12 protein-coding genes are annotated in these 12,830 nt (G+C 67.5%); 7 read left to right on the top strand and 5 right to left on the bottom strand.

Features of this window, described 5'->3' with window-relative positions:
- The first annotated feature begins 128 nt into the window (after positions 1 to 128).
- The gene (locus ACOYR4_RS00410) at positions 129 to 902 is read left to right on the top strand and encodes a class II aldolase/adducin family protein (protein ID WP_422848279.1); all 774 of its coding nucleotides are present in this window, start codon (positions 129 to 131) and stop codon (positions 900 to 902) included.
- Positions 903 to 1,018: 116 nt separating this feature from the next.
- Positions 1,019 to 1,627 (top strand): glutathione transferase GstA, encoded by a 609-nt coding sequence (gstA, locus tag ACOYR4_RS00405; RefSeq protein WP_015011911.1) that lies wholly within the window; start codon positions 1,019 to 1,021, stop codon positions 1,625 to 1,627.
- An 8-nt stretch (positions 1,628 to 1,635) separates the two neighbouring features.
- Here the strand turns inward: gstA and ACOYR4_RS00400 are convergent, their stop codons facing one another.
- The gene (locus ACOYR4_RS00400; RefSeq protein WP_422848278.1) at positions 1,636 to 2,862 is read right to left on the bottom strand and encodes a YbfB/YjiJ family MFS transporter; all 1,227 of its coding nucleotides are present in this window, start codon (positions 2,860 to 2,862) and stop codon (positions 1,636 to 1,638) included.
- 172 nt (positions 2,863 to 3,034) lie between these two features.
- Here ACOYR4_RS00400 and ACOYR4_RS00395 point away from each other — a divergent pair, with 172 nt between their 5' ends.
- Positions 3,035 to 4,138 carry an alkene reductase gene (locus ACOYR4_RS00395; protein ID WP_422848277.1) on the top strand — a complete coding sequence of 368 codons (1,104 nt, stop codon included), beginning with the start codon at positions 3,035 to 3,037 and terminating at the stop codon, positions 4,136 to 4,138.
- Between the two features lie 24 nt (positions 4,139 to 4,162).
- Here the strand turns inward: ACOYR4_RS00395 and ACOYR4_RS00390 are convergent, their stop codons facing one another.
- From ACOYR4_RS00390 to ACOYR4_RS00380, 3 genes are all read right to left on the bottom strand, one after another.
- Positions 4,163 to 4,750 carry a hemerythrin domain-containing protein gene (locus tag ACOYR4_RS00390; protein WP_295940919.1) on the bottom strand — a complete coding sequence of 196 codons (588 nt, stop codon included), beginning with the start codon at positions 4,748 to 4,750 and terminating at the stop codon, positions 4,163 to 4,165.
- Between the two features lie 156 nt (positions 4,751 to 4,906).
- On the bottom strand, positions 4,907 to 6,574 hold the full coding sequence (locus ACOYR4_RS00385) for a methyl-accepting chemotaxis protein (protein ID WP_110960609.1): 1,668 nt from the start codon (positions 6,572 to 6,574) through the stop codon (positions 4,907 to 4,909).
- Between the two features lie 118 nt (positions 6,575 to 6,692).
- Complete coding sequence (locus ACOYR4_RS00380) at positions 6,693 to 9,035, bottom strand: heavy metal translocating P-type ATPase (protein ID WP_422848276.1); 2,343 nt, start codon at positions 9,033 to 9,035, stop codon at positions 6,693 to 6,695.
- Between the two features lie 166 nt (positions 9,036 to 9,201).
- Between ACOYR4_RS00380 and ACOYR4_RS00375 the strand changes: the two genes are divergently transcribed.
- Positions 9,202 to 9,408 (top strand): heavy-metal-associated domain-containing protein, encoded by a 207-nt coding sequence (locus ACOYR4_RS00375; protein ID WP_015011905.1) that lies wholly within the window; start codon positions 9,202 to 9,204, stop codon positions 9,406 to 9,408.
- A gap of 62 nt (positions 9,409 to 9,470) precedes the next feature.
- Entirely contained in the window at positions 9,471 to 9,989 is a 519-nt protein-coding gene (cueR, locus tag ACOYR4_RS00370; RefSeq protein WP_291443518.1) for a Cu(I)-responsive transcriptional regulator, read from the top strand.
- Between the two features lie 65 nt (positions 9,990 to 10,054).
- On the opposite strand, the gene ACOYR4_RS00365 is transcribed toward cueR, so the two are convergent.
- Positions 10,055 to 10,936, bottom strand: coding sequence for a TetR/AcrR family transcriptional regulator (locus tag ACOYR4_RS00365; RefSeq protein WP_422848275.1), 882 nt, complete (start codon positions 10,934 to 10,936; stop codon positions 10,055 to 10,057).
- A 155-nt stretch (positions 10,937 to 11,091) separates the two neighbouring features.
- Here ACOYR4_RS00365 and ACOYR4_RS00360 point away from each other — a divergent pair, with 155 nt between their 5' ends.
- Entirely contained in the window at positions 11,092 to 11,934 is an 843-nt protein-coding gene (locus ACOYR4_RS00360; protein WP_422848274.1) for an ABC transporter ATP-binding protein, read from the top strand.
- Positions 11,931 to 12,821: a branched-chain amino acid ABC transporter permease gene (locus ACOYR4_RS00355; protein WP_056056932.1), complete on the top strand. Its 891-nt coding sequence runs from the start codon at positions 11,931 to 11,933 to the stop codon at positions 12,819 to 12,821. The genes ACOYR4_RS00360 and ACOYR4_RS00355 overlap by 4 nt, the downstream gene beginning before the upstream one ends.
- Positions 12,822 to 12,830: the final 9 nt, after the last annotated feature.

Genomic DNA, 12,830 nt, shown 5'->3' with positions numbered 1-12,830 from the left:
TAGTGCTATCAATAGTGAAGCATAAAACACCCCACACATGGCCACGGGTGTAGCCTGCCTGACAGACCCGGCCACTGCCTCGCCCTACAGTGGTGTCTTCCCACCCACAACACCGGAGACACCCACCCATGCTCAACATCCCCTCGCTGCAGGGCAGCGTCAGCCCTGACGAATGGCAGCTGCGCTGCGATCTGGCCGCCTGCTACCGCCTGGTGGCGCTCTACGGCTGGAGCGACCTGGTCTTCACCCACATCAGCGCCAAGCTGCCCGAGTCGGTGTCGGGCGCGGGTGAGCACCACTTCCTCATCAACCCCTACGGCCTCATGTTCGACGAGATCACGGCGTCGAGCCTGATCAAGGTGGACATGCAGTGCAACAAGCTGCACGAATCGCCCTTCCCCGTGAACCCGGCTGGCTTCGTGATCCACAGCGCCGTGCATGAAGCCCGGCCCGAGGCGGGCTGCGTGCTGCACACCCACACCCGCGCTGGCGTGGCCGTGAGCGCGCAAAAGGGCGGCGTGCTGCCCATCAGCCAGCAAAGCACCTTTGTACTGGGCTCGCTGGCGTACCACGAGTACGAAGGCGTGGCCTTCCGCGACGAAGAAAAGCCGCGCCTGCAGGCCGACCTGGGCGAAGCCAACTTCCTCATGCTGCGCAACCACGGGCTGCTGACGGTGGGCAAGACCATTGCCGACGCCTTCCTGTCGATGTACACCTTCGAGAACACCTGCCGCATCCAGATCGATGCCCAAGCGGGCGGCGAGCTGACGCAGGTGAACCCGCAGATCGTGAGCGGCGTGGCCCAGGCCATGCGCGTGCAGACCGGCGGCCTGGGCGGTGCCTTTGCCTGGCCCGCGCTGCTGCGCAAAGTGCAGCGCGACCTGCCTGGATACGACAGCTGACGCAACCCGTCCCCGCCGCACCACGCAGCGGGCGCCGGGGTTGCGCACCGGCGCCTGCAAGAATCCGGCACAGCGCATAGGATCGGCGGTTCCCGACCGTTTTCAAGGACCGATCCATGAAGCTTTACTACTCCCCCGGCGCCTGCTCCCTGTCCCCCCACATCGCCCTGCAAGAGGCCGGCCTGGCCTACACCCCCGTGCTGGCCAGCACCAAGAGCCACAAGCTGCAGGACGGCACCGACTACTACACCATCAATGCGCTGGGTTATGTGCCCGTGCTGGAGCTGGACAACGGGGAGCGCCTGCGCGAAGGTCCGGCCATCGTGCAATACATTGCCGACCAGGTGCCCGACAAGCAACTCGCGCCCGCCAACGGCACCCTGGCGCGCTACCGCCTGCAAGAGTGGCTGACCTTCATCGGCACCGAGCTGCACAAGGGCTTCAGCCCCCTGTTCAACCCCGCCACCCCCGAGGAGTACAAGCCCATGGTGCGCGAACGCCTGCTGCAGCGCCTGCAGTGGGTGGACAGCCAGCTCGCCGGCAAGCAGTACCTGATGGGCGACCAGTTCACCGTGGCCGACGGCTACCTGTTCACCGTGACCAACTGGACCCAGCCCACCAAGCTCGACATCTCCGGCCTGGCCAACCTGGCGGCCTACCGCGAACGCGTGGGCGCCCGCCCCGCAGTGCAGGCGGCCATGAAGGCTGAAGGGCTGCTGAAGTAAGGCTGAGGCTACAAGGGGCGCTGCCGCCAAGCCACCAGCGCCCCCACCCACAGCGCGCAGGCCGAGAACACCAGCCCGCGCGCCAGGCCCCCGGGCCCATCGGCGATCCAGCCCACCACCGTGGGCCCCACGATCTGCCCGGCCGCAAACACGATGGTGAACGCGCTGATGCCGCTGGCCCACAGCGCCTGCGGCAGGTTGTGCCGTACCAGCGCCGTGGTCGATGCCACCACCGACAAAAACACCCCGCCAAACAGCAGCCCCGAGGCCAGCACCACCGGCCACGCGCCCGTGATGGCAGGCAGGATGGTGGCCACACCCAGCAGCGCATTCAGGCGCGCCAGGGCCTCACCGCCCCGGCTGCGGTCCAGCAGCCCGGCCCAGATGCGCGACGACAACACCACGGCCAGCCCCAGCAGGGCGTAGAACAGCGTCACCTCGCCCGCACCCCGGCCCTGCTCGCGCAGCAGTGCCACCACAAAGGTCATGTAGCCGATGTAGCCCACGCCAAACAGGCCGTAACCCAGCAGCGCAGGGGCCAAGGCCCGCCAGCGCACGCGGTCGGGCGCTGCAGCCGACGGTGTGGTCCCAGATGCAGCCGCCACAGGTGCAGCCAGCCCGCTCAACACGCGCGCCGGCCACAGCAGCGCCAGCGTGGCCGCCACGCAGGCCAACGCGAGCGCCCACCAGGCCCAGGTCCAGCCATGCGGCGCAGGCGCCACGCCCAGCACCGCAGGCACCAGCAAGGCCGACAGGCTGATACCCCAGCCCGTGCCGCCGTAGTACAGGCCCAGCAGCAATCCGCTGCGCCCCGGCACCTGCGCACCCAGCCGCGCCGCGAGCAGGCCCCCGGCAATGAACACCAGCGCACTGGCCCCACCAGCCAGCAGGCGCTGCGCCAGCAAGGGCGTTGCCTGCGTAAAAAACCCGCTCAGGCCCATGAACACCGTGGCCATCACCGCGCCCACCAGCAGCACTGCCCCAGGGGCTGCGCGCCGCAACAGCCAGGGCGTGGCCAGAGCACCGAGCAAGTAGCCCAGCGCATTCGCCGTGTTCATGCCGCCGGCCAGCGTGTACGACCAGCCCAGGTCTTCACGCATGGGCGGCAGCAACAGGGCATAGGCAAACCGCGTGATGCCCAGCGAAATGGCGGCCCCCATCGACAGGGCCACGGCGAGCCACAGGCTACGCAACGGAGAGATGGAAAGGGATGCGAGTGGCGGTGGCGAGGGCATGGCGGTCCATTCTCATGCAACCGCACCCGCGCCGCTTGCGCCGCCGGGACAGCACGGGGTTAACACAAAACCGGAGCCCTTGTTGACGCCAGTGTGCTGCACGTTTTGCGCTGCAGCATTAAGCTGCAGGCCTGCTTTTTTGGCACATCGCCTTTCTCCAGGACTTCTCACCATGACCTCTTTGTTTGAACCCACCCGCGCGGGCGACCTCCAGCTGGCCAACCGCATTGCCATGGCGCCGCTCACGCGCAACCGCTCGCCCGAGGCCATCCCCACCGACCTGGTCGCCACCTACTACGCGCAGCGCGCCAGTGCCGGTCTCATCATTTCCGAAGCCACGGCCATCAGCCCGCAAGCCCAGGGCTATGCCGATGTGCCGGGCCTCTATGGCACCGAGCAGCTGGACGGCTGGAAGAAAGTAACCCGCGCCGTGCACGACGCCGGCGGCAAGATCGTGGTGCAGCTGTGGCACGTGGGCCGTGTCTCGCACACCGACCTGCAGCCGGGCAACGCTGCACCCGTCGCACCCTCGGCCGTGCAGGCCAACACCAAGACCGTGCTCATCAAAGACGGCGTGCCCACCTTCACACCCACCTCGATGCCCCGCGCACTCGATGCCGAAGAGATCCCCGGCATCGTGCAGGCCTACCGCCACGCCGCACGCAACGCGATTGCATCGGGCTTTGACGGTGTGGAAATCCACGCAGCCAACGGCTACCTGATCGACCAGTTCCTCAAGACCGGCGCCAATCAGCGCACCGACGACTACGGCGGCAGCATTGCCAACCGCGCTCGCCTGCTGCTGGAAGTGACCCGCGCCATCGTCGAGGAAATCGGCGGCGGCCGCACCGGCATCCGCCTGTCGCCCGTCACCCCCGCCAACGACATCGTGGACGCCGATCCGCAGCCGCTGTTCGACCATGTGGTGCGCCAGTTGGCGCCCCTGGGCCTGGCCTACATCCACGTGATCGAAGGCGCCACCGGCGGCCCGCGCGAAGTGGAAGGCCGCCCGTTTGACTACGCCGCCCTCAAGGCCGCCTACCGCGCAGCGGGTGGCAAGGGTGCCTGGATGGTCAATAACGCCTACACGCGCGAACTGGCCGATGCCGCCCTGGCCAACGGTGCCGACATCGTGGCCTTTGGCCGCCCCTTCATCGCCAACCCCGACCTGGTGGCGCGCCTGAAAGCCAACGCCCCGCTCAACGAGGTGAACCGCGCCACGCTGTACGGCGGTGGCGCCGAGGGGTACACGGACTACCCGGCGCTCAGCGCCTGAGTCCCCACCGAGCGGCGCAGCCGCTCAAGAGGGTGAACCGAGCCCGATCGGGCTCGGCGCGCGCATCACGATGCGGGTGAACAGCCGGTCATACGCCGCATCGCGCGGCTTGCCCGGGGCCAGCGGGTTGGTGTTGCTGGCAAAGGCCGCGTCGATGGCGGTCCAGTCGCCCGGCTGCAGGGCCTCCTGCGCGGCGGGCAGCACCACGGTTTCTTCCAAGCGCATGTGCTCCAGGTAAAAGCGGATGTAGCGCTCCAGCGCCAGCGCAAACGCCTCGCGGCGCGCATCGCCCATCAGCTCCCAGCCCAGCAGCAGGTGCTGCAGTTCGCGCACCGCGGCCTCGCCGCCGGCATGGTCTCGCTCCAGCTGGGCGATGGCCTCGGCCGCCTGGGGTGAGCGCTCGGCCACCTTGGGGAACAGCCACTGCGACTCCTTGGGGTGGTGCTGCCGCTCGGGAAACTCATCGATGTAGAACAGCATCGCCCGCATCACGTCAAAGAACGCAGCGGGCTCGTCACCTGGGCCCTGGTCCAGCATCAGGCGCAGCGAGTGCAGCACCGCTGCGAGCGACGCATGCTCCTCGCGAATGGTTCGCAGACTGATCGACGGCATGGCGCACTCCCCAGGTTCAACAAGGCCCCAAGGGTGCCACGCGCTCCCCGGTGCGCCCATGACGCAGGTCAATAAACCGCCGGGCAGCACCGCCCACAAAAAAATGCCCCGCAGACCAGGCCAGCGGGGCTCGTCGAAACAAAAGGCCTGGTGCGGTCAGTGCGTCAGGCGTGCCTGCGCAGGGCCTGCAGCCAGCGCCTGGGGCGCCTGATCTGCATAGGGGGCAGCCACTGCGCCGCCGTGGCCATAGCCACCGGCCGATTCGGCCAGACGGAACTGCTGCACCACGTGCGACAGACGCGCGGCCTGCTCGCGCAGCGACTCGGCAGCGGCGGCGGACTCTTCCACCAGCGCCGCGTTCTGCTGCGTCATGCGGTCGATCTCGCCCACCGAGCTGTTCACCTGGCCAATGCCGGCCGATTGCTCGGACGCTGCGGCCGTGATCTCGCCAATGATGTCGCCCACGCGCTGCACGCTGCTCACGATGTCCTTCATGGCTGTGCCGGCTTCTTCCACGTGGCGCACGCCGCCGTCCACGGCCGTCACGCTGCTCTGGATCAGGCCTTTGATGTCGCTGGCCGCCGCCGCACTGCGCTGCGCCAGGCTGCGCACCTCGCTGGCCACCACTGCAAAGCCCCGGCCCTGCTCGCCTGCGCGGGCCGCTTCCACGGCCGCGTTCAGCGCCAGGATGTTGGTCTGGAAGGCAATGGAGTCGATCAGGCCGATGATGTCGCCGATCTTGCGGCTCGATGTCGAAATCTCGTGCATGCTGGCCACGGCCTGCTGCACCACGCCGCCACCGTGGGTGGCCATCTGCGAGGCCGACGCGGCCAGCTGGTTCGCCATCTGCGACGACGACGCCGTCTGTTGCACCGTGGACGTGAGCTGCGACAGCGAAGACACAGCTTCTTGCGCGTTGCTGGCCGTCTGCTCGGTACGTTGCGACAGGTCCTGGTTGCCCGTGGCGATCTCCTGGCTGGCCGTGGCGATGTTGCCGCTGGCATCCCGCACCTGCGCCACCAGTGCGCTCAGGCCTTGCTGCATGTCGCGCAGCGCGCGCTGCAGGTCGGCCACTTCGTCCTTGCCCTCGGCGGCAATGTGCTGCGACAGGTCGCCGCCCGCAATGGCCTGGGCCATCTTGCGCGCTTCTTCCAGGGGCTTGCAGATGGAGTTCATGTTCATCAGCGTGGTGGGCACCACCACCACCACGGTGATCAGCACCGCCAGCACAAACAGCCACTTGGTCTGGTTGGACACCTCGCTCTGCTGCGCCACCGACTTGGACACCTCGGCGCGCAACACCGAGTCCAGCTCGGCCATCAGCTTGTCGGCCTCGGCAAACTCGGCCACCGCCTTGCCGCTCATGCGGTTGGCAATGGTGGCGGTGTCGTAGCCACCCGCCTCCAGCTGGCGCGCCACGTGCGCAAACAGCTCGCGGTAGCTGTCCAGGCGCTTGACGATGTTGCGCACCACCGCGTTGTCAGAGTCTTCCCCGCCTTCCAGGAACTTGTTGGCAATCTTCTTGGCCTTGTCCTGGCTCTCCACCCACTTGGCATGGGCGGCCTTCACGGCTTCGGGCTTTTCGTAGCCAATGATCATGTCCTTCTCGTACTGGCGGATGGCCCCCATCTCGCCCCGCAGCTCGGCCATGCTGCTCACCTTGGCGAACGAGTGGTCCATGAAGTTCTGGCTCATGTCGTTGATGCGGAACATGCCCAGCATGCCCGCGCCACCCAGCAGCCCCAGCAGGCCCAGCACCACGCCAATGGCGCCCAGCATGCGCAAACGTATGGTGAACTGCCGCATGAGCGAGAAGAGATTCATGATCTGTCGTCCTTGATATAGCTATGCCGATGCGGTGACCGCACCTCCCCCGAGGCCACGGATTCGCAACAAATCGTTGCAGTTTGCCAGACATCGATGACCGTGCTGTACGTATTTATCACATGCGCCACCGCTTGAGTAAGAGGGCATTCGCCATCACGCTGACCGAGCTGAGCGCCATGGCCGCGCCCGCCACCACCGGGTTCAGATACCCCAGCGCCGCCAGCGGAATGCCCGCCACGTTGTATGCAAACGCCCAGAACAGGTTCTGGCGGATCTTCATCACCGTGCGGTGCGAAATATCCAGCGCCGCCGCCACCAGCATCGGGTCGCCGCGCATCAGCGTGATGCCCGCCGCATGCATGGCCACATCGGTGCCATTGCCCATCGCCATGCCCACGTCCGCCGCAGCCAATGCCGGGGCATCGTTAACGCCGTCGCCCACCATCGCCACAATATGGCCCCCACGCTCCGCCGCTGCGCTGGGTCGCTGCCCCCCGAGGGGGCTTTCGCGCCTTGGGGCGGCCCGGCGGCGCTCATGGTGCTTGCCATCGCTGCCCTGTTGCAGCGCCGCCACCTTGGCCGCCTTGTCGCCCGGCAGCACCTCGGCCATCACCTCGCCCGCAGCCGGGTCCAGCCCCAGGCGCCGCGCCATGGCCTCGGCGGCGCCCCGGTTGTCGCCCGACACCATCACCGTGCGAATGCCGCGCGCCTTCAGCGCCGCCAGCGCTTCGCGCGCACCCGGCTTGGGTTCGTCGCCAAAGGCCATCAATGCCCGCAGCGCCAACCCTTCCGTGTCCCGCTGGGCCACGGCGGACACCGTGGCGCCTTCGCGTTGCAACGCTTCCGCGCGGTCTGACAACGGGCCCAGGCCCACACCCAGCTCCTGCATCCAGCGCAGGCTGCCCACCAGGTAGCTCTGGCCGTCCACCTCGCCCTCGGTGCCGCGCCCGGGCACGGCGCGCACGTCCTGCGCGGTGGCCACGTTAATCTGCCGCTCGCCCGCAGCCGCCACCACTGCGCGCGCCAGCGGGTGTTCGCTGCCGCTTTGCACCGCCGCCACGGCTGCCATCACTGCCGCCTCATGAAGACCCGGTACCACCTCAAACGCCGTGAGCCGGGGCTGGCCCACGGTCAGCGTGCCGGTCTTGTCAAAGGCCACCGTGTCCACCTTGTGCGCCAGCTCCAGCGCCTGCACGTCCTTGATGAGGATGCCGTGTTTGGCCGCCACGCCCGTGCCCGCCATGATGGCAGCCGGCGTGGCCAGCCCCAGCGCACAGGGGCAGGCAATCACCATCACGGCCACGGCGTGGATCAGCGCCGCCTCTAGCCCCGCACCCATGGCCAGCCAGCCCGCCAGGGTCACCAGCGCCACCACCAGCACCACCGGCACAAAAATGGCCGACACCTGGTCCACCAACCGCTGGATGGGCGCCTTGGCCGCCTGGGCGTCTTCCACCAGCCGGATAATCTGGGCCAGCACCGTCTCGGCGCCCACGGCCGTCACCGCCATCACGATGCGGCTATCGCCGTTGATCGAGCCGCCCGTCAGCGCCGCGCCCACGTCGCGCGCCACCGGCAGGGGTTCGCCGGTCAGCATCGATTCATCCACCTGCGTGTGGCCCTCGTGCACCGTGCCGTCCACCGGGATGCGCTCGCCCGGCCGCACCACCAGCTGGTCGCCCACCAGCACTTCCGACACCGGCACATCCACCTCGCCCTGCTTGGTGAGCAAATGCACCACATCCGGCCGCAGCGCATGCAGCGCGCGGATGGCCGCCGTGGTCTGGCGCTTGGCGCGCGCCTCCAGCCACTTGCCCAGCAGCACCAGCGTGACCACCACGGCCGACGCCTCGAAGTACAGGTGCGGCACATGCCCCGGGTGGTCCGTGGGCGCTGTGAGCCACAGCCACATCGACAGGCCCCAGCCCGCACTGGTGCCCAGCGCCACCAGCAAGTCCATGTTGCCGCTCAGCGCCTTGGCCGCATGCCAGCCCGCCTTGTAAAAGCGCGCCCCCAGAATGAACTGCACCGGCGTGGCCAGCGCAAACTGCATCCAGGCAGGCAGCATCCAGTGCTGGCCGAACAGGTCCCCGATCATCGGCAGCACCAGCGGCGCCGACAGCAGCAGGCCAATGCCCACGGGCAGGAACCCCGCCCAGGGCGACAGGTCTTCCACCGCCTCGTCCTGCCCCGCCGCACGCGGCTCGTAGCCCGCATTGCGCACCGCGCGGCGCAGCACCGCCTCCATGGCGGCAGCGTCAGCGCCCACCTGCGTGACAAAGGCAATGCGCGCAGACTCGGTCGCCAGGTTGACCGAGGCCTCCTGCACGCCCGGTACCTTGCGCAGCGCGCGCTCCACACGGCCCACGCAGCTTGCGCAGGTCATGCCAGAAATGCCCAGGTCCAGCGAGTGCACAGACCCGGGCGCGGTATTGGGGGGGGTGGTAATGGTGTTCATGGCAGGGATGCTGATCCTTGACGTGATGGCAAGGTCAAGCATTGATCTTGATCAACCCTCACATCATGAGTGTCTTGCGCAGTGTTTGACTCTGCCACGATGTCAAGCTTCAACATTCGCTTCGGTCGCATCCACGGCCACATTTCCAAACCAACAAGGACACACCATGGCAACCAACACCACAACCTTCCAAGTACAGGGCATGACCTGCGGCCACTGCGAACGCGCCGTCACCCAGGCCGTGCAGCAGGTAGACCCCAACGCCCAGGTGCGCATCGACCGCGCCAGCGGCAAGGTGGACGTGGACAGCACCGCCCCCCGCGAAGCCCTGGCCGCCGCCATTGCCGAAGAAGGCTACACCGTCGCGGCTTGAGAGGCTGAGAGTCTTCTGCCTCTGAGCGCCGCGCCACCACACACCCCAACGAGGGCCACACCATGACAACGCCCCAGTCCGTCAATACCGCGCCGACCGCGCGCACCAAGGCCGCAGCGCCCCGCGCCATCGCCTGGCCTGTGCCCATCGGTGTCGCAGCCCGGCGCGCCGGCATCTCGGCGCGCATGGTGCGGCACTACGAATCGCTGGGCCTTATCAGCGGCGTGGCCCGCACCGACAGCGGCTACCGCCAGTACACCGAGGCCGATGTGCACGCCCTGCACTTCATCCGCCGCAGCCGCGACCTGGGCTTCTCGATGGAAGAAATCGCTGAACTACTGGGCCTGTGGCACGACCGCAGCCGCGCCAGCAGCCAGGTCAAGCGCATCGCCCAGCAGCACATCGACGATCTGAGCGAACGCATCGCCCAGATGCAGGCCATGCAGCGCAGCCTGCAAACGCTGGTGTCCTGCTGCCAGGGCAACGACCGGCCGGACTGCCCCATCCTGGACGATCTGGCCTCCGGGCAGGCAGAGCAACACGCACCCCGGGCCTTGCGCAAAACGCTACCAAATCAATAGCTGTTTGGGCATATTCCACTAGCGCTTGGGGCAGTTTTTGCTTGAAACCTGCGCTGCCAGGCCCTTCAGGCGCCCGCCGACCGCGCAGGGGGTTTGGCTTTGCCAACGGCCGCCTTCCGGCGTGCTGGCAACGCAGGCGCAGTCCCCGCCTCGGCCGTTGACACCGGAGTCTGCGCAGGCCGCCGCAACACCCCATCACACAGCGTCGCAATGCACTGCTGCGCCACCTGCTCGGGCGTGTATTCGCCATCGGGCTGGTACCAGCGGCCGATCCAGCTGAGCGCTCCGGCAATCACAAAGGCCGTCATCTTCGGGTCGCAGGGCTGCAGCGATCCTTCGGCCACGCCCTCGGCCACGAGGCGGCGAAACTCCTGGTCGATGGCGGACTTGAGGCGGCGCAGCTCCTTGCGGCTTTCGGGGGGCAGTTGCTCGTCGCCCACGCGGATCAGGCACATGCCGAAGTCCATGGTGACGATGCGCGCATACACCTGCATGCAGGTCATGAGCTGGTCGATGGCCTTGCCGCCCGCAGCGCGCGAGGCATCGATCCCCTCCAGCATCATCGTGAGGCCCTTGCTCACGCACTGCAGCAGGATCTCGTCCTTGTTCTTCACGTAGTAGTACAGCGTGGGCTTGGTCACGTTCAGGCGCGCGGCGATGTCGTCGAGCGAGGTCGCATGAAAGCCGCGTTCGTTGAACAACTGGGCCGCCGCCTGCAGCACGGCATTGCGCTTGGCCTCGCGCTGGCGCTCGCGGTGCGACACCGGGGGCCAGGGAGACGCCGCAGCGGTCGGGGTTGGCGCAGGGGCGGGTGGGGCCGACCCAACCTTCGCGGGTTTTTTGACCGGCTTGGCCAGCTTGACCTGTGTGGCAGCGGGTGCAGAAGACGGCGCTGCGGCGGTGGGGGTGGCGCTGCGGCGGCGGGTTGCCACTTTGGCGTGGGGCATGGATGGCAGTTCCTCGGGAAAGTACGGATGCTGATGAGGGTCGCGGCTTCCAGAATCTACTTGCGAGTAAACAGTTTACGCACAAGTAGGAAATTTGCGCTGGGTTCCATCGAAATTTCTGTCAGAAGCTGCAGTCAACCCGTATTAGAAAGCCAATGGAGACAACCCCTTCCGGCCCCGCTGCTGCCACGCCCCTGCTGCAGGTGCAGGGCGTGACCCTGGCGTTCGGTGGCGTCAAGGCGCTGACCGGCGTGGGGTTTGATGTGCAGCCTGGCTCCATCACCGCCGTCATCGGCCCCAATGGCGCGGGCAAGACCTCGCTGTTCAACACCATCTCGGGCTTTTATCGGCCCAGCCAGGGCTCCATCCGCTTTCAGGGGCAGGACATCACCCGCGTGCCCGCACCGCAGCGCGCCAAGCTGGGCCTGGGCCGCAGCTTTCAGAACATCGCGCTGTTTCGCGGCATGACGGTGCTCGACAACATCAAGCTCGGCCGCCACGCGCACCTCCAAACCAACGTGCTCGACGCGCTGTTCTACCTGGGCCGCGCGCGCCGCGAAGAGGCCGCGCTGCGCCGCGACATCGAGGAGCGCATCATCGACTTTCTCGAAATCGACCACATCCGCCACGCACCCGTCTCGGCCCTGCCCTACGGCCTGCAAAAGCGCGTGGAGATGGCCCGGGCCCTCGCCATGCAGCCGCAGATCCTGATGCTGGACGAGCCCGTGGCCGGCATGAACCGCGAAGAGACCGAAGACATGGCGCGCTTCATCCTCGATGTGCGCGAAGAATGGGGCGTGACAGTGCTCATGGTCGAACACGACATGGGCATGGTGATGGACCTGTCGGACCACGTGGTGGTGCTCAATTTTGGCCAGGTCATTGCCCAGGGCACGCCCGCGCAGGTGCAGGCGGACCCCGAAGTCATCCGCGCCTACCTGGGCGCGGGCGACGTGGGCGACCTGCGCGCCAAGCTGCAGGGGGTGAGCACCGCATGACTGGCAACTTCGACTGGGCCTACCTGTTTGAGATCAGCCTCACCGGCATCGCCGGTGGCGGGCTCTACGCACTGGCCGCACTGGCTTTCGTCATGGTCTACAAGGCCACGCGCGTGGTCAACATTGCCATTGGCGAGCTGCTGATGGTGGGGGCCTACCTGTTCTTCACCTTCGCGTCGATGTTCGCGCTGCCGCTGTGGCTGGCCATCCCGGCCGCCGTGCTAGGCACGGGCCTGCTGGGCGCGGTGATCGAGCGCACCATGATCCGCCCGCTACTGGGCGAGCCGCCGATTTCCGTCTTCATGGTCACCGTGGGCCTGGCCTCGGTGCTGGTGGGCTTGGTGGAAATGATCTGGACGGCAGACCAGCGCCGCCTGCCCGACTTCATGCCCACGCAGCCCATCATGGTGGGCGATGCATTCCTCGCGCCCAAGGTGTTCTGGGGTGCCGTGATCGCCATCGTGTTCATCGCGGCAGTGCTGGTGGTGTTCCGCTTCTGGCGCGGCGGCGTGGCCCTGCGTGCCACCGCCAGCGACCAGGCGGCCGCGTACTCGGTGGGCATCAACGTGCCGCGTGTGTTCTCGTTGGCCTGGGTGGCCTCGGCCATGCTGGCAGCCATCTCCGGGATCATCGTTGGCTCAATTGGCGGCATCTCGTCCAGCATGGGCGTTTTCGGGCTGTCGGTGCTGGTGGTCGTCATCGTGGGCGGGCTCGACAGCGTGCTGGGCGCGCTCGTCGGCGGCATCCTCATCGGCCTGATCGAGGCGCTGGCCGGGGCCTACCTGGGCGGCGAATACAAGCTGCTGGCCACCTTCATCGTGCTAGTGGCGGTGCTGCTGGTGCGGCCGTACGGCCTGTTCGGCACGCACGAAATCGAGAGACTCTAAGGCCGGACC

It is taken from the genome of Acidovorax sp. M14 (assembly GCF_049331375.1).
Taxonomy (GTDB): domain Bacteria; phylum Pseudomonadota; class Gammaproteobacteria; order Burkholderiales; family Burkholderiaceae_C; genus Acidovorax.
Note: the sequence above shows the minus strand (reverse complement) of the source record. Positions and strands in the feature narration are given on the sequence as shown.

Excerpts from the sequence above, each read along its gene's own strand:
- ACOYR4_RS00410 (WP_422848279.1), top strand. The coding sequence starts at position 129 with ATGCTCAACATCCCCTCGCTGCAGGGCAGCGTCAGCCCTGACGAATGG.
- gstA (WP_015011911.1), top strand. The coding sequence starts at position 1,019 with ATGAAGCTTTACTACTCCCCCGGCGCCTGCTCCCTGTCCCCCCACATC.
- ACOYR4_RS00400 (WP_422848278.1), bottom strand. The coding sequence starts at position 2,862 with ATGCCCTCGCCACCGCCACTCGCATCCCTTTCCATCTCTCCGTTGCGT.
- ACOYR4_RS00395 (WP_422848277.1), top strand. The coding sequence starts at position 3,035 with ATGACCTCTTTGTTTGAACCCACCCGCGCGGGCGACCTCCAGCTGGCC.
- ACOYR4_RS00390 (WP_295940919.1), bottom strand. The coding sequence starts at position 4,750 with ATGCCGTCGATCAGTCTGCGAACCATTCGCGAGGAGCATGCGTCGCTC.
- ACOYR4_RS00385 (WP_110960609.1), bottom strand. The coding sequence starts at position 6,574 with ATGAATCTCTTCTCGCTCATGCGGCAGTTCACCATACGTTTGCGCATG.
- ACOYR4_RS00380 (WP_422848276.1), bottom strand. The coding sequence starts at position 9,035 with ATGAACACCATTACCACCCCCCCCAATACCGCGCCCGGGTCTGTGCAC.
- ACOYR4_RS00375 (WP_015011905.1), top strand. The coding sequence starts at position 9,202 with ATGGCAACCAACACCACAACCTTCCAAGTACAGGGCATGACCTGCGGC.
- cueR (WP_291443518.1), top strand. The coding sequence starts at position 9,471 with ATGACAACGCCCCAGTCCGTCAATACCGCGCCGACCGCGCGCACCAAG.
- ACOYR4_RS00365 (WP_422848275.1), bottom strand. The coding sequence starts at position 10,936 with ATGCCCCACGCCAAAGTGGCAACCCGCCGCCGCAGCGCCACCCCCACC.
- ACOYR4_RS00360 (WP_422848274.1), top strand. The coding sequence starts at position 11,092 with ATGGAGACAACCCCTTCCGGCCCCGCTGCTGCCACGCCCCTGCTGCAG.
- ACOYR4_RS00355 (WP_056056932.1), top strand. The coding sequence starts at position 11,931 with ATGACTGGCAACTTCGACTGGGCCTACCTGTTTGAGATCAGCCTCACC.